This window comes from Snuella sedimenti, from assembly GCF_016428595.1.
GTDB classification, from domain to species: domain Bacteria; phylum Bacteroidota; class Bacteroidia; order Flavobacteriales; family Flavobacteriaceae; genus Snuella; species Snuella sedimenti.
This window is the reverse complement of sequence record NZ_JAELVQ010000002.1, coordinates 382,453-403,785: the sequence shown is the minus strand read 5'-3', so window position 1 is coordinate 403,785 and position 21,333 is coordinate 382,453. Positions and strand designations below refer to the sequence as shown.

Below are 21,333 nucleotides of genomic sequence, written 5' to 3'. Positions count from 1 at the left end.
TTGCCAATTAAGACTTTAAAACCGGAGTTTAGCAGCGCTAAATGAGGATTTTCATAACGAAAAGTGGTCAAAAAAGGGGACATAACAAAACCAAAAGGTGGAATTTAAACAGTCTCTAAATTAATCAACATCACACAGTTCTAACTGAGACAAGTAGTTAGAAGTTAAATCTTTTAGACCATTAACGAAGTACGTCTTGATATCTTCAACACTTCTAGTTTTAATCGTTTCTGTTTTATCGACAGGATCAAATACTTCATACTTACAATTACATGTTTCTAGAAGTTCATTATAACTCTTAATATTGGAGGCTAATACTTCTTTATAGGATTTTATAAGCTGTTCTTTTTTTAAATCTAGTTCCTTTTGTTTTTGCTCTTCTATTTTTTCCTTTATTTGTTGCCCTTTTAACCGCAACGCTTCTTGCATTTCCTTTAGCTTATTCTGCTCATGCTGTAGCGTTGCAATATCATCATTTGAGCTTTCAGATGCTACTTCTTCTGTAGCGTTTGTAGTATTTCCAACCGTACATTTATCTAGGTCAATAATACTCTGCTTTGCCAAATCACGAGCCCGTTTAACATAAAACCGTCCATCTTCAAAAGTTTCGGCATTGTCTACATGGGCCAATAATTCAATACTGTCGTAAGCATTATCATAAGCCGTCTCACAATTACAGGCTTTTAATTTTGGCTTGGCTCGTTTAAAAGCCTCTAACGATCGGTTTGCATAATACTTTAAGTGTGTAATATTGTTGGATTTATAAGCAGACTTAACATGTGAATAAGCATAAACAAGATCGGAATCCACATCGTTAAACTGTTCTTGCGCTTGAAACTCTGAATAAATAATAAAGATTACGAAACATAGGTAATGTTTTTTCATGGTTTTTGGGTTAAATTAATAAGTAGGTGTTCCAAAAGTATCAAAAACATAATAACTAAGCTTGCGGTTCATCGAAATTATTGTTTTATTATATTTACTAAATCATAACCAACATTCTTTATCATGAGAAAAATATCACCTCAAGACTTTAAAGTAGATTCACAAATAAAATTAGAAGACCAACCTACATGCTACGATTTAGATACTTCCAAAAAGAACATTGAAGATGCCTTAAAATTTGTTACAAAAAAACTGGGCAAACTTCAAAACACCATGTACGCACATGGTAAATATGCTGCCTTAGTGTGCTTGCAAGGCATGGATACATCTGGAAAAGACAGTTTAATAAGGGAAGTCTTCAAAAACCTAAATGCACAAGGAGTTGTAGTTCACAGTTTTAAAGTTCCCACCGAAATAGAATTAAAGCATGATTTTTTATGGCGACATTATATAGTACTGCCAGAACGCGGTAAATTTGGTGTGTTTAATAGAACCCATTATGAAAATGTTTTAGTAACACGTGTACACCCGGAATATATTTTAAACGAAAACATCCCTACAATTAAATCAGTAGATGATATTAATGATGCTTTTTGGGACAAGCGCTTTGAACAGATTAATAATTTTGAAAAGCACATTACAGAGAATGGCACCATTATTTTCAAGTTCTATTTAAACCTATCGAAAGAGGAACAAAGAAAGCGCTTGTTAAGGCGCTTAAACAAACAAGAAAAGAACTGGAAATTTTCTCCAGGAGACCTAAAAGAACGCAAACTATGGGAACGTTATCAAGAGTGTTATGAAGACGCTATAAACAGAACATCTAAGCCCCATGCGCCTTGGTACAGCATACCAGCGGACGATAAAGCTACAGCTAGATACATTGTTGCCAAAATAATGTATGAAACACTTAGCAAATACACCGATATACAAGAGCCAGAGTTAGATGATGATATTAAGGACAATTTAAAGCTTTATAAAAGCCAGTTAGAAAGCGAATAACTCACTTTTATAAAAATCAATTCCTTTTATAACTATAGTAGTATGAAGAACTCCATTGCCGAGCGCGTATGCGATTTTTTAATAAGTTACCCGCCTTTCGATAAGCTCAATGAAAATGATTTATTGGAAATAGCCAAAGAGGTTAACATAATGTATCTGGAAAAGGGTGATATTGTATTCAGCAAAGATGATACGTACCATAACTATTTTTATATCGTCCGAAACGGTGCTGTAAGTTTATACCATCGTACCAATGACAATAAAATGAATATGGTAAGCATCAATGACGCAGGTGATATCTTTGGCGTAAGACCCTTAATTATAGAGGAAAATTATAAGCTTACGGCTGTTGCCAACGAAGAGTCTATAGTTTACGGTATTCCTATAGAAATTTTCAAATCGGTTACCAATAACAATGTTAAAGTATACAAATATCTCATAACGTCATTTGCTTCTAATGCCTACGATCCTTATACAGCAGAAGAAAATGAAAAAATATTTATAGACTACCTCCCTAACCAATCCAACGATATTGTTTTTTTCCAAACTGCTAATTATACGAAAAGACCAATTACTTGCACTTCAAAAACCACATCACAAGAAGCTGCTGTTAAAATGAGTAAGCACAAAATTGGATGTATCATAGTGGTCAATAATAAAAAACAACCTGTTGGTATTATTACCAATAGTGATCTTAAAAACAGAATTGCAACTGGTTTATTCCCTATAAACACCCCTGTTGCAAATATTATGACAAGCCCTGTTATAACAGACAGAAAGGATATAACTGTTGCCCAAGGGCAATTACAAATGATTAAGCACAGTATTGGACATTTATGTATTACTAAAGATGGCACAGTAAATTCAAAACTAATTGGTGTTTTAACTCACCATGATATTTTGGTTGACCTAGGTAACAATCCTGCCTTTATATTAAAAGAAATAAAGCGTGCTAAACGTACAAAAACACTAAGAAGTGCCAGGCAAAAAACCAATAGCTTATTAAAAAGTTATCTGGATCAAAATATCCCCTTATCGCATATTTTAAAATTAGTTTCAAAAATTAATGATGCTGTTACTGTACGCGTTATAGAATTATCTATTGATAAAATGCCTTCTCCTCCGCCTGTTAAGTTCTCTTGGCTGGCCATTGGGAGTCAGGGAAGAAATGAGCAACTATTGTTTACCGATCAGGATAACGCGCTTGTATTCGAGGATGTAACGGAAGACAAATACGAGGAAACACAAAATTACTTTTTAGAACTTTCAAGGTTAATAACCAAATCTTTAAACAAAATTGGATTCGAGTACTGTGAAGCCGACATGATGGCCAGTAACCCAGAATGGTGCAAATCATTATCCAAATGGAAAAGGCAATTTACAGATTGGATACTTAACCCTAATGAAAAAGCTATTTTACTATCCTCCATTTTCTTTGATTACAGCAGGATTTATGGCGATAAAAACCATGAAGATAAATTAACAGAGACTATCTATAAAACATTAGGTAATACTTCGCTATTTTACAGCTTTTTAGGTAAAGATGCCTTAAAAAGTCCGTCGCCATTAGGCTTTTTCAAACAGTTTTTAGTAGAACAAAACGGTGAGCAAAAAAATCTTTTCAATATAAAAAAAAGGGCGCTTATGCCACTTATTGATGCTGCACGACTACTAACTTTAAGCAAACAAATTAAAGGCGTAAATAACACAGCCGAACGCTATGAAAAATTAGCAGAATTAGAACCAGCCAATAAAGAGTTATTCGAATCTTGCTCCTATGCGTTTAAGGCTTTACTTAAATTTAAGACCAAACAGGGCTTAATGCATAATGATTCTGGCAAGTTTATTAAACTGGAATCGTTATCGAAAGAGGAAAAGTTAAAACTCCGCCGGTGCTTTAAACCTATTAACGAAGTACAAGAGTCTATTAAACTCCGTTTTAGTTTAACCAATTTTATGTAGATGAAGTTACCTTGGTTCAATAAAAAAAGAAAAGAATATCCCGACTTTTGGAATACCTACGTTGATAAATTTAATAAACACCCAAAGGAAGCCATTCAAAATACAAGATTTGTTGCACTTGATACCGAAACCACAGGATTTAACATAAAGGAAGACAGGATACTATCCATTGGAGCTGTATCTTTTACCAATAAAGTCATTCAAGTAAACAAAAGTTTAGAATTGTACTTAAGACAAGCTATTTTTAAACCAGAAACAGTAAAAATACATGGTTTAATGAAGCATAGCGATCTGGAAAAGATTTCTGAACTGGAAGCCATAAAAATATTTCTAGATTATATTAAAGATGCGGTACTTATTGCCCATCATGCTAATTTTGATAGAAACATGATTAACGAAATGCTCTTAAGGCATAACTTAGGAAGTCTAAAGAATACGTTTATTGATACAGGTTCCTTATATAACAAATCGAAACATATTATCTATCAAAACCATTTAAACCATTATACTCTAGACGATTTATGCAGAGAACTAAACGTTCCTAAAGTAGATCGACATACCGCCACTGGCGATGCCCTTATTACGGCTTTTGTATTCTTAAAAATACTGGCTAGACTTGACAAGAAAAAGGAATTAAAATGGGACTATCTACTCAAATCGTAAATAATCCCATTTTTATGTTTTTTAATAAAAGTTAGTTACTTAACATTATCCATAATGTCTTGAACCACTTCAGGGTTCAATAACGTACTTGTATCTCCCAAATTACTCGTATCGCGCTGTGCAATTTTTCGCAATATACGACGCATAATTTTTCCCGACCTAGTTTTAGGAAGCCCTTTGGTAAACTGAATCTTATCCAGTTTTGCTATTGGTCCTATATGCTCTGTAATAATTTGATTGATTTCTTTTCTTAAGTTGTTATGGTCACGATATTCCCCTGTATCTTTCAATATCACATAACCATATAAAGCATTCCCTTTTACATCATGCGGGAAACCTACTATAGCCGATTCTGCTACAGCTGGATGTTCATTGATTGCATCTTCTATTGGTGCTGTACCTAGGTTGTGCCCTGAAACAATAATAACGTCGTCTACACGACCTGTAATACGATAATACCCTACCTCATCTCTTAAGGCACCATCACCTGTAAAATATTTATTTTCAAATGCTGAAAAATAAGTATCCTTATAACGCTGGTGGTTACCCCAAATAGTTCGTGCCATACTTGGCCAAGGGAATTTAATACACAAACGTCCTTCTACTTGATTACCTTTAAGTTCCTTACCGTTTTCATCCATTAAAGCCGGCTGAATCCCTATAAAAGGTAGCGTTGCATACGTTGGTTTGGTAGGTGTTACAAACGGAATTGGTGTAATCATGATACCTCCTGTTTCTGTTTGCCACCAAGTATCTACAATTGGACTTTTCTTTTTCCCAATGTTATCATTATACCAGTGCCAAGCTTCTTCGTTAATAGGTTCACCTACCGAACCTAATACTTTAAGTGACGTTAGATCGTATTGCTCTACCAATTCCATCCCTTGTTTTGCCAAAGCACGGATAGCTGTCGGAGCAGTATAAAATTGATTGACCTTATGTTTTTGAACAATATCCCAAAAGCGTCCGAAATCCGGATAACTTGGCACACCCTCAAACATAACAGTTGTAGATCCATTGGCTAAAGGTCCATAAACAATGTAGCTATGTCCTGTAATCCACCCTATATCTGCCGTACACCAATACACATCGTTCTCCCTATATTGGAACACATTTTTAAACGTGTAAGCCGTGTACACCATATAACCTGCTGTTGAATGCACCATGCCTTTAGGCTGACCAGTAGATCCTGAGGTATATAAGATAAACAAAGGATCTTCGGCATCCATAACTTCTGCCTTACAGCTTGTAGAAGCAGCATCTAAAAGCGGTTGTAACCATTGGTCTCTTCCGGCTTTCATATTGATATCTGAATGAATGCGCTTAGCTACCAAAACATTGGTAACACCAGGACAGCTTTCTAAAGCTTCATCTACAATACCTTTTAAATCAATAGCTTTAGCACCACGATACGATCCGTCGCTAGTAATAACCATTTTACAATCACAATCGTTAATTCGAGTTGCCAAAGCTGTAGATGAAAAACCTGCAAACACTACCGAATGAATAGCACCTATGCGTGCACATGCCAATAATGATATTGCCAATTCCGGAATCATAGGTAGGTAAATACAAACACGATCACCACGTTTTACCCCTTGATCCTTCAGTACATTAGCAAACTGATTTACACGTTCATGCAATTGCTTGTAGGTAATGTGCTCCGCTGTTTCACTTGGGTCATTAGGTTCAAAAATAATAGCTGTTTTATCACCTCGTGTGGATAAGTGTCTGTCAATACAATTCTCTGTAATATTAAGCTGTGCACCTTCGAACCATTTGACTTCTGGTTTACTAAAATCCCAGCTCAAAACATTATCCCATTTTTTTTGCCACATAAAATGCTCTTCGGCCACTTCTTCCCAAAAATTCTCGGGCTCCCTTACCGATTTTCTGTATACTTGATAGTACTCTTCTAAATGCTTTATGTGATAATTACTCATGGTTTATGTCTTATTTTTTAGTTTAAAGTTAATGATAAGGCTAATATAACAATTTTACAAAACAGCTTTGATCTCTTCTATAAATCGTTCGGCTAAACTATCGGCACTGCTTTGTGAGGTGCTTTCTGTATAAATACGAATAATTGGCTCTGTATTAGATTTTCGTAAATGTACCCATTCCGCATCAAAATCAATTTTAACACCATCAATGGTACTAATATCCAAATCTTTATATTTGTCAGCGATCGCTTCTAAAACAGCATCTACATTAATTTCGGGAGTTAATTCTATTTTATTTTTACTCATAAAATAATTAGGATAGCTTTCCCTTAAGGACTTACATGACATGTTTGATGTTGCCAAGTGTGATAAAAACAGTGCTACTCCTACCAAAGAATCTCTTCCGTAATGTGAAGCTGGATAGATAATTCCTCCGTTTCCTTCTCCTCCAATAACGGCATTGGTAGCCTTCATCAGGGTAACAACATTTACTTCACCAACAGCACTTGCTTGATGTTTTCGTCCGTGTTTCTCTGAGATATCCCGCAACGCCCTTGAAGAAGATAAATTAGATACGGTATCTCCTTTTGTTTTCCCAAGAACATAATCGGCACAAGCCACTAAAGTATACTCTTCACCAAACATAGAACCGTCTTCACAAATCAACGCTAAACGATCCACATCGGGGTCAACAACAATTCCAAAATCAGCTTGTTCTTTCACTACCAACTCCGAAATATCTGTTAAATGCTCTTTTAAGGGTTCTGGATTGTGGGGAAAATGACCATTAGGTTCACAGTATAATTCCACACATGTAACACCTAAAGTATCTAATAAAGCAGGAATGGCAATACCTCCGGTGGAATTAACAGCGTCCACAACCACTTTAAAGTTGGCCTTTCGTATGGCTTCAACATCAACCAAGTCTAATTTTAAGACCGCATCGATATGTTTGTTGATATACCCCTTTTTCTTAACATATGTCCCTAAAGCATCTACTTCGGCAAAATTATAAGCATCTGTTTCTGCTATTTCCAAAACTGCAGCACCATCTTCTGCATTTAAGAACTCTCCTTTTCCGTTAAGTAGCTTAAGGGCATTCCATTGCTTCGGGTTATGGCTTGCTGTAATAATAATACCGCCATCGGCATTTTCTAAAGGTACTGCGACCTCAACGGTAGGGGTTGTTGACAACCCTACATCGGTCACATCTATACCCAAACCAACCAAGGTATTACAAACCAAACTACTTACCATTTTACCAGAAATCCTGGCATCCCTTCCAACAACAACCGTTAGTTTTTCTTTATCTGATTGATTTTTTAGCCACATACCATAAGCAGCTGCAAACTTAACCGCATCAATGGGGGTTAAATTGGTATCTACTTTTCCTCCAATTGTACCTCGGATTCCCGAGATCGATTTAATTAACGCCATTTAAATATACTATTCTACTCAATTAAAATATCCACCTAACAAAAGCCTCCATTGCAGCATAGCGAGCCATCCCCAATAGATCATATAAATCGGCGGTTTCTTTATTTCTGTCTTCTGCACGTTGCCAGAACTCTCTACTATCAGCCCCTTGGAACACAACGCCATCTTTTTGCGATTGGTGCTTAAAGATCCCGTGACGCTTTTCTAGAACTTGATCTGGACTCATCGGAACAGCCATTTCAATCTCTTCTACGCCCCACTCTTGCCAAGCGCCTCTATATAACCACACCCAACAATCCTTCATAAAGTCTTTGTCTTTTAAGCGTCTAACAGATTCAAAAATAGCATCCAAACATACTTTGTGGGTACCGTGCGGATCGGCTAAATCGCCAGCAGCATAAATTTGATGTGGCTTTATTTTCTCTATAAGCTCCATTGTTAACTTAATATCATCTTCTCCTACTGGGTTTTTCTCAATAGTTCCCGTTTCATAGAAAGGCAACTCCATAAAGTGGATATTTTCATCTGCTAACCCAACAAAATGGCTGGTAGCACGCGCCTCACCTTTTCGTATTAAGCCTTTAATATATCTAACCTCAGGAATATCGATCTCGCTATTCTTTTTCTCACTTAAAAAAGTTAAGGCTTTTTTGTAGATAGCATCAGCTTCTGGACTTTCAATTCCAAACTTTTCATTGTAATCACATACAAAGTTTGCAAAACGTAACGCTTCATCATCCGCTACAGCAATATTTCCTGAAGTCTGATAAGCTACGTGTACATCGTGCCCTTGATCTTGTAAACGTTTAAAAGTACCTCCCATACTAATGATATCATCATCGGGGTGCGGACTAAAAATTAGTACGCGCTTTCTAGCTGGTTCTGCTCGCTCCGGACGATACGTGTCATCTGCATTGGGCTTCCCTCCTGGCCATCCAGTAATGGTATGTTGAAGGTCATTGAATATCTTAATATTAATTTCGTAAGCTGGCCCTGAATCTGCCAACAAATCGCTCATACCATTCTCGATATAATCGGCATCGGTAAGCATTAAAATAGGCTTCTTTAAATGAAGTGCTAAACCTAAAACAGCTTTTCTTATTAGTTTATCTGTCCATGTTACCTTTTCAACTAACCAAGGTGTTTTGATACGTGTTAACTTGGAAGAAGCTTCTTTATCTATAACAAACGTGGCATTATCATGTTCCTGCAAGAAAGATGCTGGTACTTGATTCGTAACAGGCCCTTCAACAGATGCTTTAATGATATTGGATTTTCGTTCACCCCAAGCCATTAATATCACACGTTTGGCTTCCATAATCTTTTTCACACCTAGCGTAATAGCGGTTCTTGGCGTATTACTTAAACCTGAAAAATCACCACTAGCGGCTACTCTTGTAATGTGGTCTAAAGCAACTAAACGGGTTTTGGAGTTTTGAAGCGATCCCGATTCGTTAAAACCGATATGACCATTTCCTCCAATACCTAATATTTGAAGATCAATACCTCCTAAAGCTTCAATTTTAGCTTCATAATCATTACAGTAAGCAGATATCTCTTCTTTAGACAGTGTACCATCTGGAATATGTACATTTTCTGGCAAAATATCAACTTGATTGAATAACAATTCATGCATAAAACGCACATAACTGTTAACTGAATCAGGCTCCATTGGATAGTATTCATCCAAATTGAAAGACACAACATTTTTAAAGCTTAATCCTTCTTCTTTATGCAAACGTACTAATTCTGCATACAATCCTTTAGGTGTCGACCCTGTAGCCAATCCTAAAACGCACGATTGGTTGCTACGCTGCTTTCCTATTATTAAGTCAGCAATTTCTCTTGCAACAGCTTTAGAGGCTACCGATGAATCTTCAAAGATAACGGTACCTATATTCTCAAATCTCCTTTCAAATCCTGTGGATTTGTCTACACTACTTTTTAACATGGGTTCTGTTTTTGTAATTCCCTTTTACTTACTTTGATTAAAATTATGATCGTTTAAGTGTAAAAACTTAATTAGTTCTATGTTTAATTTTTTGTCCAGCTTTTTATCTTATGTCCCCATAGAGCAAAGAACAATATAATGGCATAACATGGAATCAATATCCAGTAACTACTTGTTGATGCCGAAGCCAATGCTTCTACCTCTTCAACACCACCAGTCATTAATTTATGTTTACCGGCATCTACCATTCTTCCATATAATGGTGGGATAATAGCACCACCAGCGATAGCCATGATTAATAAAGCCGAAGCTGTTTTTGTAAACTTCCCTAAACCTTCTAAGGTTAAAGGCCACACCGCCGGCCATACCAATGCGTTGGCAATACCTAAGGCTGCTACAAATAACACCGATGTAAATCCAGTTGTAGACAATATGCAAATACTAAATACAATCCCTAAAGCAGCACTTATCTTTAATGCCGTATCCTGCTTAAGGTATTTAGGTATTAAGAATACACCTAATGCATATGTAGCCACCATGGCCATTAATGTAAATGTGGTAAAAAACTTAGCATCTTCAGCAGTAAAATTAAGCGATATTCCATAAGCGATAATCGTATCACCTGCTATTACTTCGGCACCAACATACACAAACAAGGTTAAAACGCCTAACCATAGATGTGGAAACTGGAAGATACTTGTTTTTGTAGTTTCCCCTTCTGTAGATTCTTCTTTGTCCTCAGCTTCAACATGTGGAAGTGGCGCCTTTCTTATTAAGAACGCAAAAACAAATAAGACTATTGCCATGACAACATACGGTGTAAATACACTATCTGCCATGGTATCTAACAATTGCCCTTTTTCTGCCTCTGATACACTTCCTAATTTTTCTTTCACTTCATCGATTCCAGATAATAAAAGCGCTCCAAAAATTAATGACCCAAGAGCTCCCGCTGTTTTATTGGCTATACCCATTATTGCCATCCTTTTAGCACCACTTTCAATAGGGCCTAAAATGGTTATATATGGATTGGCTGCTGTTTGACATATAGTCATCCCCATACCTTGAATAAAAATAGCTAATAGAAACACCCCGTAGGTACGAGCTTCTGCTGCAGGAATAAACACCAAAGCTCCAACAGCCATAACTGCCAAACCTAAAGACATTCCTTTACGGTAACCAATTTTATTTAAGATATATGATGCAGGCAATGCCATGACCACAAACGATATGTAAGATGCCGATGCTACTAAATAGGATTGCGCTTCGGTTAATTCGTTTATGGTTTTCATAAATGGAATTAAGGCTCCGTTAATCCAAGTTACAAATCCAAATATGGCAAACATTCCAGCTATAATTGCTATGGCTACCGTATTACTACTTTTAGGTGTTTGTGTCATAATTTTAAGGTTTTAATTATTAATTAGTGTATTACTGCAAAATTTAACAATATTATAAAAGTCTGGAGTTTATCGGGTTCAAATATCTGTCTTAAACGTATAAACTTTCAACCATTTAATTTAATACTTTACTTCCATTTGTGCGACCATACTATCTATAAGCTTAAACTGATTTTTCGCCCGATCCAAATTATGCTCTGGATACTTTGTTTTATAATACACGTCGTTGTTTAAGTAATCGATTAAAAATCGTAAAGCCATAATAAAGATCATGGTTTTTGCGGCCAATGGCAATGTTTCAATTTCCAAAGGCGATAAGGCCGATTCAACCTTTTCCAAAAACCCTTTATTATAGGCATTAAAAAATTGCACATTAAAGTTTACCAAATCCAAATTCGTCTCATCTTCGGCTGCTGTATTACAAATGGTCCTAATAGCATCTCCAAAATCGTAATGTACCACTCCGGGCATCACAGTATCTGTATCGATCACACAAAGTCCCTTGTTATGTTCATCAAATAAGATGTTGGAAATTTTTGTATCGTTATGCGTTACTCTCAGTTTTATTTTACCAGTTTCTTTTAAATTCTGGATAATATGCATCTCCTCCTTAAGTCCTGAAACCTTATCTAAGTAAGCTTTAGCTTTTTCCTTTCTTTCTTCAGAAGCCACTTTTAAGGCTTCTTCAAACTGCCAAAAACGGAAAGACATGTCATGAAACTTCGGAATGACATCAATTAACTTTGAAGCATCAAAATCACTTGTTAAATTTAAAAACTCCCCTGTTAATTTTCCTCCTTCATAAGCTATTTCTGGATTGGTAACCGTTTCATAGGTTACACTATTTTCAATAAACTGCATGACATTCCAGTAATTCCCATCTTCATCCTGATGGTAATACACGCCATTTTGAGCTTCTATAAACGTAAGCACATTTCGTTCCAACTGCTCTTTTGGAAGATTAGACAACTTAGCTTTAATATGATTGCTCACATACACCTTATTAGCTACAAGTCCGGGTACATCCTTAAACACCTCATGATTGATGCGTTGTAAAATATAATACGGTTTTTGCGTGGTTTTAATTAAAAAGGTATCGTTAATATGTCCTGAAGCCAATTCTTGATAAGACTCAAACTGAGCACCGTGCTGGAATTGATTGAAAATATATTGTAATTGCTCGTTCGTCATGCTACCAAAGATTTGTTGGGTAAATATTATTTTTCTTTAACTCGCCAATAGCTGCCTTCACTCTTTCCTTATCTTCTTTATAGGTTACCCCAAACCACTTGGCATCAGACTTTAACACTTCAACCGTAGCAATACCCGATTTTAAGATTTCGTTTACAACCGACGGGATATAGAATTCTGCTTTTAAATTCTCTTTATTTTCTTCTAAAAACTTTCCAAACAACTCTGTTCCAAATTCAAAACATTTAGGTGTGAAACCCCAAAAGTTCATTGAAACTACGGTATCCTCATCAATTGGAATAAACTCCCCATTATCATCTTTTCGCTTTAACTCACCATCAATTTTTTCAATATGCGTACGCTCGGTAACATCTGTTAAAAAACCATTTTCATCTACCTGGCACTCACCTCGAGAAACAAAGCCGTAATCAGAAACGGTATTCTTTAATAAATATGCCATTGTATTAAACTGATAGGAATTCTTATCTTTTTCAGATAACGACTTTGCCATCACCTCAAAAGCTTCTCTACCATAAAAATCATCTGCATTTATAATAGCAAAATTCTCTTGCACTGCATCTTTAGCCATTAAAAGCGCATGTCCTGTTCCCCATGGCTTTGTTCGCTCCGGATTAATATAAGCTTCAGGAACACAATCTAATTCTTGATATACGTAATCAACCTCTGCTTTCCCTTCCAGTTTTTTATTAAAGATTTCTTTAAACTCTTTTTCAAAACTCTTTCTAATAATAAAGACAAATTTTCCAAATCCCGCACGAAGTGCATCGTACAGTGAAAAATCAATTATCGTATCACCTTCTGGTGTAAACGCATCTATCTGTTTCAAGCCTCCATAACGACTTCCCATTCCTGCTGCCAATATAACTAGTGTTGGCTTTGTTTTTCCCATTAGTTTAAGTTTTTTTTTCTTATTAAACACCCTCTAAAATCCATGAACCCAGCCACTTTTACAAAGCAAAACCCATGTTATCATTCTAAGAATTACACAAAACTACACTTTTTTTTTAATTGACAAGGGAAAAAATTAAAATAATGTGCTCGAACACACAACAACACACATACAAATTAACTTTTGTATATTTGAGCCCATATGAAAAAATATACAATAAAGGACATTGCTATCATGGCAGGCGTATCAAAAGGTACTGTAGACCGTGTAATTCATAACAGGGGAAAGGTTTCTCCAGCCGCTCTGGCTAAAATTAACGCAATTCTTAAACAAATAGACTACAAACCCAACCTGCTAGCAAGAAATTTAAAGAACAACAAAATATACAACATATCTGTTCTCATGCCCAATCCAGACATAGACCCCTATTGGCACCCTTGCCTTGAAGGTATTGAAGAAGCTTTTGAAGAATATGCACCATTTGGCATTACAATGGACCTATTATACTTCAATCCTTTTGACAAAACCAGTTTTATAACACAGTCTGACATCGCTTTGAAAAAGCAATGTGATGGCATTGTACTCGCTCCCCTATTTCAAAAAGAATCGCTAAATTTCTTAAAGACTTGCGAACAACTGAACATCGAATACTTTTTATTCAACAACAATATTAGGGATACTAAACCCCAGCGCTTTATTGGTCAAGATCTTTATTTAAGCGGTAGGGTTGCTGCTAAACTCATGCATACTGTACTAGAAAACACGAGCAAAATTGCTATTGTACATATTGACGAAGTCTTTAAAAATGCGCGGCACATGCAAGATAAAGAAAAAGGGTTTAGGTCGTATTTCGAAGATTTAAACGATAATAACTTTGAAATTGAAACATTCAAATTAAAACACAGAAACACTAATAATTTAAAAAAATCCGTAAAATACTTTATTGATATGCACCCTGAAGTATCGGGTATTTTTGTTACCAACTCCAAGGTTCATTTGCTTGCAGCACTTTTAAATACACAATCACAAAAAAAACATGTTATTGGTTACGATTTACTAGCAGAAAACATACAATATTTAAGCTCAGGAAGTATTGATTTTTTAATTAATCAAAATCCAAAAGAACAGGCACAACTTAGTTTTTCTGGTTTGGCAGATTACTTGCTTTACGCCAAGGAAACCCCAAAGCAAAATCTACTGCCCATTGACATTGTAAATTCAGAAAACGTAAAATCTTATATTAAAACCGAAGAAGAACCAGAAGTCCAACAAGCTTAATTCCATTCCCAACTTAAAGCTGTAATCCAGTTATCCTGTTGTGCTTTTTGATGCAATTCTGTCAATTCAATTTCTATGACGTTAATAAATGGTTTTGATAAAAAGTTTGCTTTCTAGCTCAAAATACACAACGGGTTCAGTTAGCTTTATTTTACACCCGCTGTTTTTTTACCATTTTTCCTTTTCGGAACCAACGTATCCCTTAAATAATTTTGAAATAGATTTAGCCTCTCCAAGTATGGTAAGAATATCGTCTTCCTGCAAAACAGTAGAGCCATTGGGCGTAAAGGTTTTATTGTTTCGTTCTATCAAGGCTACCAAAACATCTTTAGGTAACTGTACCTCCATTAATTGACGACCAATCATAGCACTCTGTGATGTGCCCTCTAATAATTTTACGCTTACAAAATTCTCATTTTGCAACAGATATTCCTTAATCTCCCTATGGCTATCCATAGCTAATATTGCTTTTACAACATCCTCTCTTTCCAAAATATCAATCAACCTAGACAGCATGCGCAACTGTTGCTTTGGCTTTTCGTCGGTGTTAATCAGGAAACAACAAATATGTATTGGCGATTTTACTTCGTTATTTTTAAAAGGAATTTCTCCCGAAATGGCAGTTTTTGAAACAATGATTTGCATAGAAGGGTTTAAAACATTTTTATATTTTACATGAAAAATCAAAACTCCGGGCAATGTAATTACAGAATCATCGAGTAAAGACTTTACAAACCTGTCTTTTATGCTTTTTTTATCCTTCTGCAATTCAGCAGCAAAATAGTCAGACACCTTATCTAAAACCTTATCGATATCTGCTGGAGTTCTTAGCATACCTATTTTGGACTTTATCACCGTTTCATCAAAGGGGTCTCCTTGCCTCAGTCCTTTTTCTTTTAATATGGTCATTAACTCATTTTCCAATTCATCATACTGGTATTTCCCCAAAAGAGCAAACCAATGAAATATAGCACCTTCTCGCTTTACTTTTCCCTGAGCATGAAAACGATACCAAAGTAGTGCCATAATTACAATTCCTGTTGTAAAAAGAATCGGCATCCAACCCAAATAAATAATTAATATAAACGATATAACAATTCCAACGATTTGCATAAATGGATAAAGAGGAGACAAGTAACCAGGATCGTACGATTCTATTTTGCTTTTTCTAAAAACAATAACAGAAAAATTAATAAATATAAAAATTAGCAATTGGAACGTACTAGCTAGCTTAACAATACCCTCTTCAGACAATAACAAAATAAACAAAATAATAAATGCTGTCGTGAAAAATATAGCTACCACTGGCGTGCCTTTGCCACCGATTTTTGATAAAATAGCAGGCAACAATTTATCTCTTCCCATTGCAAAAGGATACCGTGAAGCAGACAACAGCCCTGCATTGCCTGTTGAAGCAAATGCCGCAAGCGCAGCTATAGACATCAATAAAACGCCCGCATTATCGGGCAACCAACTAAACATTTGTGATGCTGCAACAGCAGCAGGAGCCATCTCGTTAGCAAATGTTTCCGGCTCAATAATAGCAACCATAATAAAAACCCCTAAACCATAAATAAGTCCTGTTACAATTAGGGACAACACCATTCCCAAGGGAATGTTTCTTTCGGGGTTTTTAATCTCTTCTGCAACACTTACAATCTGGGTTAGCCCTAAATATGAAACAAAAACAAATCCAGCAGATGTAAACAGCCCTCCGACCCCATCTGAGAGGAATGGTGAAAACTGCGTATCAAGCGCTTGCTTACTTATTAAATCCCCAACGTATATTGAATAAACACCATCAACAATAAAAGTAATTAAAATAACCAGTAAGAACGTCACAAATACTTTTTGGAATGCCGATGTTTTTTTTGCGCCTATAAGGTTTAAAGCCATAAAGAAAAGCGTCGCAACGATGGCTACTGTTTTTGTTGGGATCTCCCAAAATATAGCTGCATAGGCACCAATACCTATAATCGCAAATGCCGTTTTTAACATTAAGGCAAAATAGGTTCCAAGCCCACCAATGGTACCCATTAAAGGACCAAGGCTTCTGTCTAGAAAAAAATAAGCACCTCCCGACCGCGGCAAGGCTGTCGAAATTTCCGCAATGCTAAACATAGACGGCAATATTAAAACCCCTGCAAGCATATATGCCAAAAATACCGATGCACCTGTGTAGTGAGACGCAATACCGGGCAGTAAAAAAAAACCAGAACTAAACATAGCCCCAGTGCTTATCGCAAAAACATCAAATAATCCTAACTCTTTTTTTAATTTATTTCTCATGGTCGAACATTTGAAACAGTTATAATTATTGCTAATCTGTTTATTAAGATAAGAAAAAGTAATTTACTTACGTTTGACAAAACAATAATTTATATCGATTTAAACCAATATTGCTTCTTATAATCTACTCAACCCACCTCTCTTAATGCTATTGAACTAATCACAAATGACGCTAATTAACATAAATTACCTAGAATATTTGAATCAATATTATAGAATCAAAAAAAGTCGTTAACCAATACCCTAGTTGACGACTTTATTTTTTATCTAAAATACTTTTCTTTCTAATCTTGGCAAAGGTTAAAAACTCCAAAAGCAGAAGCGATATGAAAATCTGGAGTTGGTGTTTGGGGGTCTACCCAGGATATCCAGGTAGGCTCATAGCTTGAATCGGGCTGCTTATTGTATTTAGCCCTAAAGACACCTGTTTCTATTTTATTGTTTTTTAGCAACTTTAAATCGCTTAGCGATTTCAAACTGATAGCGCCTTCAACGGTAAAAAACCTATCCTGAATATCCGATTTAATGGTAATATCTTCTTGAGGCCAGTTCCAGTTAAAATCGAAATTCCGATTTGGATACGCCTTAAAATCCATTAATCGTGGCGATGGATCGATTTCTAAACAGTAATAGGGGCTCAAATTAGTATCCGACCTAAAAAACAACTCTACCCGATCCGATTCATTAATACTAGCATTCGTATCATCCGTTTTATCAATATGAACCTCTCTGTCATAAACTTTAAATAAGAAATAGAAATTATCATCATCATAAAGCGCTTTAAACTCGATTTTCTTTACTGGTTCTGGATCCCATGCCGAAATAAAATCACTTAACACAACAGCCTTTTCCCAAGCTGTATCTAATCCTTTTCCCGTAAGCTTTACCACTGTGTTAGCACAATGCTTTACATCATATGTTTTTAACCCCATAGTTTCTTAAAATGCTTAATTGCTAATTGAAAATTACTGCAACAAAGTTAAACTAAATCATTTTTGCCAAAAAACACAAATGCCTAAAGATTTTAAAAATAGAAAAATGAAGCGTCAAAAAGGCAAGCACACTCAATTTTCTCCTAAACGCATTAAATCTCCAATCTTAAAGAGACCGCTAAAATTCCTTCTTTGAAATTCAAACGGTCTCTTATAGTTTATACTTTCTCAGAGTTTATTCCTTTTCTAACACAATTTCACGAATCATTAGATTATTCCCTTTTGAAGCTTTCGCTTTTAAAATCAACTTCCCGTCATTACTATCCTCACGCATCACATGGAATTTCACCCATTTACCTCCTTTAGCATTGTGACTTCCCAACTGCACTTTCCGTCTTTCAAATTCCACAAAACCTTCACGCCCCTGATTGTTCCAGTCATCGAACAGCACATAAAAACTCCCCAACATACCCTCTGGACACTTTAAAGTTAGAGTCATTTCTTTTCCTTGCCAAGCAGCGCCTTTAGCATCTTTCCATGTGCCATCACCTTTTACCGTGTATTGTACGGCCTCTTCTACTAGTATTTTATCATTTTCTTTTTTCCAAGGTATATTTTCATTCTCGATTTGCAACCTTTCCGCTGCCTTCACTTGTAAAATAGCATTCTCAAAATCTCCATCAACATTCACATTTTCAACTTTCGGGATTAAAGGAAACATTTTTTTAAGAGAAGTTAGATTTATAGGAGTTTCTGGCGCAAAAGCATCCGATTCCATATACGCTTTAAGACTGTAAAGCAATTGTTTTGCTACAGGCGAATCGGTACCTGCTATATCAAAACCGCAGACCAACAATTTTCCCTTACCAACTTTTAATTCAAAAATAGCCCCTTCTTTATTATTTCTATGAAAATCGTCCACTACCTGAGCAATTGGCTTGTATTCCTTGGGCATTTCATTAAGAATAAAAGCTTTAGACCCCTTCATTATGGTCTCCCATTGCCAATCGCTATGATAAGAAGTTACAAACGCATTAAAAGCAGGGTGTTTATCTTTTAGCAACAGACCTATATTAGTTTTGCCCTGTCCCGGAAAAAAGGTAAGCGACCAATACAAAGGGTAAAAATTAAGATCTACACTACTTTGCTCTGCCCCCAAGTTACTTGCCAACAGCATGACCTTCTTTCCTGACTCCAAAGCAGATAGTGTCTTATCATCCAACATTTTCGAAACAACCACCTCCTGGGTATTGTTTTCTGGCAATTGATTGGGATATACCCAAATTTGCCATGTGTTCTTAAACGCTGTATTTTCCAGAGCCACCGAAACGGTTAACTGCTGTGCCTTATCCACAATATCTAAAGGCAATATAAGCTTCCCTACATCGGTTAGGCTCCCCACTTTTATATCGTTTAAATTCCAATTTTCAATCTTTAACACTTGACCCGATGTTGTTGAAACCTTAGCAACCAACTTTCCTTCCTTAATTGGATACTGACCGTAATGTGATAATTGAATACGGCCCTCAAAAGTTTCATTAGCTGTCCAAACAAACTTTTTTATACGGAGCAAGGGCACTGTTTCATTGTAGTGCTGTTTGAATTTTTCAGGAGTTGTTATCCCCTTACTATCCCAATGGGCATCAAGCCACCCAATAAGTGCCTCACCCTGACCCTGATAGTCTTGCATGCTCAACAGTTGCACCCCAGCACAGCTTTTTGTCCTTAGAAAAGACTCGGTTTCATATTTATACATAATTTGATTCAAAGCGCCTGAAGCCATTTTAAATGCATCCGCTTGGTCTGCGATACCATTCTTTTCTGCAGCGGCCTTGAATTCCTCAAAATTACGAGCTTTCAACACCCCGGTATACTTATCTATTTCACGCCACGAAGGATACACTGGCCATTGACCTATTTCGTGTGCAATAATTGGAATATCCATCTGACTATACACCTTTTCAAAATCCCAATCGGTATGGGGGCCGTTCAATCCACGGGTACGCCCTACTCCTTGTATGTAGTGCGTTGCCATATAATCGTCAACTTCGGTCACTTTTCGAGCCGTTGAAACTGCATACAATCTACGGTTATCTTTTTCCTTTAAAGCTTTTACCCACTGTTGCATCACATCAAAATCGGAATTTCCCAACTCGTTACCAATACAAAACATAGTAAATGACGGATGGTTACCATAATAATTGACCACACGGTTCATTTCTTCAACTACAAAAGCATCCCGAACAGGATCTTTACCAAGCCCTTGGGGATAACCTTTAGTATCCATCTCTGGCCTTCCTCTTAGCTTCATATCCTCGCTCATCCACCAATCGATCCATATAGAGGCCTCGGCCTGCAAATAGATACCTACCCTATTAGCCGCTTTAAAGGCAGCTTCTGGCGGACACCAAGAATGGAAACGCGCATGGTTTAGTCCGTAGTCCTTATAAACTCTAAAAATCTTAACCCAATCCTCCACATTGGCAGACGGGTAACCAGTTAACGGAAAATGCACACAATCCAAATTGCCCCGTAAAAACACAGGAGTATTGTTAACAAGAACATGTGTACCGTCGTGGCTAATTTTCACATAACCAAACTCCGTATCTTTTACATCTCTGTACTTTCTGGTTTTGAGAGTTGTGGTTAAAACATAAACCGTCGGATCGAATTCATTCCATTTCTTAAGTGCTCCATTCAGATCTAAAACCACCTCTTTCTGTTGTTTACCAGCAACTAAGTTATAGGACACTTTAAAGCTTTTCACAACCGATTGGCTAGCTACCTCCCGTATTTCCAAATGAAGGCTTGCACTTTCTTTTTTAGCAGCTTCAATAGCAACTTCAACTCGCAACTGATCACTATCTAATAATGAAAAGGTACGTACATTTGCTATAAAAGTAGGATCTTTAGCTATAAGCTCCATGCGACCAACAACACCATTCCAGATGCTTTGTGTATACGCTCCGTATGCATGACCTTTATCACCAATATTATGGATCATATCATTATTCACTTTAATTGTCAAGCGATGTTTCCCTGGCTCCAACACACCCAACTCATGAATATGCGGCGTTCCCAAAGCATCTTGTGTACTTATCTCTTTTCCATCAATAAATACTTTTGATTGCCACAGCACACGTTCTAAAAAAATTTGAAACTGTTTATTTTTCCAGGCCTTAGGAATTTCTATATCCCTTTCAAACGTAGCGATACCCAAATACTTATACTCTGGTGTTAACACACCAAAATCAGAACCAATTGTTTTTAACCCATAACCTTGTTGCGCCAATGAAGATGGCAGATTAATGGTTCCTTCTCGCTTATAATCCGTTGTATTCTCGATATGAGGTCGTTCCTCACTTAAGGTTACCTTCCAAGTTCCTGAAAGATCTAGAACAGCTTCCTGAGCCAACAAACAAATATGGCTTGAAATTAAAGTAATTAGTAATACGATGTACTTATACATAATAGCTATTTTTTTATTACG

At 36.3% G+C, this 21,333-nt stretch carries 14 protein-coding genes; 4 read left to right on the top strand and 10 right to left on the bottom strand.

Annotated elements, in window-relative coordinates; all coding sequences use genetic code 11:
• Nucleotides 1–120: 120 nt before the first annotated feature.
• Complete coding sequence (locus JF259_RS03500) at nucleotides 121–885, bottom strand: hypothetical protein (RefSeq protein ID WP_199113390.1); 765 nt, start codon at nucleotides 883–885, stop codon at nucleotides 121–123.
• A 123-nt stretch (nucleotides 886–1,008) separates the two neighbouring features.
• Here JF259_RS03500 and JF259_RS03495 point away from each other — a divergent pair, with 123 nt between their 5' ends.
• Genes JF259_RS03495 through JF259_RS03485 form a run of 3 tightly spaced genes read left to right on the top strand, consistent with a single transcriptional unit; the run spans nucleotide 1,009 to nucleotide 4,512 of the window.
• Entirely contained in the window at nucleotides 1,009–1,887 is an 879-nt protein-coding gene (locus JF259_RS03495; protein WP_199113388.1) for a PPK2 family polyphosphate kinase, read from the top strand.
• Nucleotides 1,888–1,929: 42 nt separating this feature from the next.
• Nucleotides 1,930–3,849, top strand: a complete 1,920-nt coding sequence (locus tag JF259_RS03490) for a DUF294 nucleotidyltransferase-like domain-containing protein (RefSeq protein WP_199113386.1) — start codon at nucleotides 1,930–1,932, stop codon at nucleotides 3,847–3,849.
• Nucleotides 3,850–4,512, top strand: a complete 663-nt coding sequence (locus JF259_RS03485) for a 3'-5' exonuclease (protein WP_199113376.1) — start codon at nucleotides 3,850–3,852, stop codon at nucleotides 4,510–4,512.
• 35 nt (nucleotides 4,513–4,547) lie between these two features.
• Here JF259_RS03485 and acs read toward each other — a convergent pair whose 3' ends face one another.
• The 6 genes from acs to JF259_RS03455 all read right to left on the bottom strand — a co-directional run bounded on the left by acs (nucleotide 4,548) and on the right by JF259_RS03455 (nucleotide 13,344).
• Nucleotides 4,548–6,455, bottom strand: a complete 1,908-nt coding sequence (acs, locus tag JF259_RS03480) for an acetate--CoA ligase (RefSeq protein ID WP_199113374.1) — start codon at nucleotides 6,453–6,455, stop codon at nucleotides 4,548–4,550.
• Nucleotides 6,456–6,509: 54 nt separating this feature from the next.
• Nucleotides 6,510–7,892 (bottom strand): phosphoglucosamine mutase, encoded by a 1,383-nt coding sequence (gene glmM / locus JF259_RS03475; protein WP_199113372.1) that lies wholly within the window; start codon nucleotides 7,890–7,892, stop codon nucleotides 6,510–6,512.
• A 22-nt stretch (nucleotides 7,893–7,914) separates the two neighbouring features.
• Nucleotides 7,915–9,843, bottom strand: a complete 1,929-nt coding sequence (nagB, locus tag JF259_RS03470) for a glucosamine-6-phosphate deaminase (protein ID WP_199113370.1) — start codon at nucleotides 9,841–9,843, stop codon at nucleotides 7,915–7,917.
• Between the two features lie 83 nt (nucleotides 9,844–9,926).
• Nucleotides 9,927–11,243, bottom strand: a complete 1,317-nt coding sequence (locus JF259_RS03465) for a sugar MFS transporter (RefSeq protein ID WP_199113368.1) — start codon at nucleotides 11,241–11,243, stop codon at nucleotides 9,927–9,929.
• Between the two features lie 120 nt (nucleotides 11,244–11,363).
• Nucleotides 11,364–12,434 (bottom strand): phosphotransferase enzyme family protein, encoded by a 1,071-nt coding sequence (locus JF259_RS03460; protein WP_199113366.1) that lies wholly within the window; start codon nucleotides 12,432–12,434, stop codon nucleotides 11,364–11,366.
• Nucleotide 12,435: 1 nt separating this feature from the next.
• A complete protein-coding gene (locus JF259_RS03455; protein ID WP_199113364.1) occupies nucleotides 12,436–13,344 on the bottom strand; it encodes a nucleotidyltransferase family protein in 909 nt (302 codons plus the stop codon).
• Between the two features lie 201 nt (nucleotides 13,345–13,545).
• Between JF259_RS03455 and JF259_RS03450 the strand changes: the two genes are divergently transcribed.
• Entirely contained in the window at nucleotides 13,546–14,622 is a 1,077-nt protein-coding gene (locus tag JF259_RS03450; protein ID WP_199113362.1) for a LacI family DNA-binding transcriptional regulator, read from the top strand.
• A 168-nt stretch (nucleotides 14,623–14,790) separates the two neighbouring features.
• Here the strand turns inward: JF259_RS03450 and JF259_RS03445 are convergent, their stop codons facing one another.
• The 3 genes from JF259_RS03445 to JF259_RS03435 all read right to left on the bottom strand — a co-directional run bounded on the left by JF259_RS03445 (nucleotide 14,791) and on the right by JF259_RS03435 (nucleotide 21,312).
• Entirely contained in the window at nucleotides 14,791–16,911 is a 2,121-nt protein-coding gene (locus tag JF259_RS03445; RefSeq protein WP_199113360.1) for an amino acid permease, read from the bottom strand.
• Nucleotides 16,912–17,195: 284 nt separating this feature from the next.
• Entirely contained in the window at nucleotides 17,196–17,843 is a 648-nt protein-coding gene (locus JF259_RS03440; protein WP_199113358.1) for a sugar-binding protein, read from the bottom strand.
• Nucleotides 17,844–18,078: 235 nt separating this feature from the next.
• Nucleotides 18,079–21,312 (bottom strand): sugar-binding domain-containing protein, encoded by a 3,234-nt coding sequence (locus JF259_RS03435; RefSeq protein ID WP_199113356.1) that lies wholly within the window; start codon nucleotides 21,310–21,312, stop codon nucleotides 18,079–18,081.
• Between the last annotated feature and the right edge of the window lie 21 nt (nucleotides 21,313–21,333).

Coding starts and splice junctions, on each gene's coding strand:
- JF259_RS03445 (WP_199113360.1), bottom strand. CDS start 16,911: ATGAGAAATAAATTAAAAAAAGAGTTAGGATTATTTGATGTTTTTGCG.
- JF259_RS03465 (WP_199113368.1), bottom strand. CDS start 11,243: ATGACACAAACACCTAAAAGTAGTAATACGGTAGCCATAGCAATTATA.
- JF259_RS03440 (WP_199113358.1), bottom strand. CDS start 17,843: ATGGGGTTAAAAACATATGATGTAAAGCATTGTGCTAACACAGTGGTA.
- JF259_RS03455 (WP_199113364.1), bottom strand. CDS start 13,344: ATGGGAAAAACAAAGCCAACACTAGTTATATTGGCAGCAGGAATGGGA.
- JF259_RS03500 (WP_199113390.1), bottom strand. CDS start 885: ATGAAAAAACATTACCTATGTTTCGTAATCTTTATTATTTATTCAGAG.
- glmM (WP_199113372.1), bottom strand. CDS start 7,892: ATGGCGTTAATTAAATCGATCTCGGGAATCCGAGGTACAATTGGAGGA.
- JF259_RS03460 (WP_199113366.1), bottom strand. CDS start 12,434: ATGACGAACGAGCAATTACAATATATTTTCAATCAATTCCAGCACGGT.
- JF259_RS03490 (WP_199113386.1), top strand. CDS start 1,930: ATGAAGAACTCCATTGCCGAGCGCGTATGCGATTTTTTAATAAGTTAC.
- acs (WP_199113374.1), bottom strand. CDS start 6,455: ATGAGTAATTATCACATAAAGCATTTAGAAGAGTACTATCAAGTATAC.
- JF259_RS03450 (WP_199113362.1), top strand. CDS start 13,546: ATGAAAAAATATACAATAAAGGACATTGCTATCATGGCAGGCGTATCA.
- nagB (WP_199113370.1), bottom strand. CDS start 9,843: ATGTTAAAAAGTAGTGTAGACAAATCCACAGGATTTGAAAGGAGATTT.
- JF259_RS03435 (WP_199113356.1), bottom strand. CDS start 21,312: ATGTATAAGTACATCGTATTACTAATTACTTTAATTTCAAGCCATATT.
- JF259_RS03485 (WP_199113376.1), top strand. CDS start 3,850: ATGAAGTTACCTTGGTTCAATAAAAAAAGAAAAGAATATCCCGACTTT.
- JF259_RS03495 (WP_199113388.1), top strand. CDS start 1,009: ATGAGAAAAATATCACCTCAAGACTTTAAAGTAGATTCACAAATAAAA.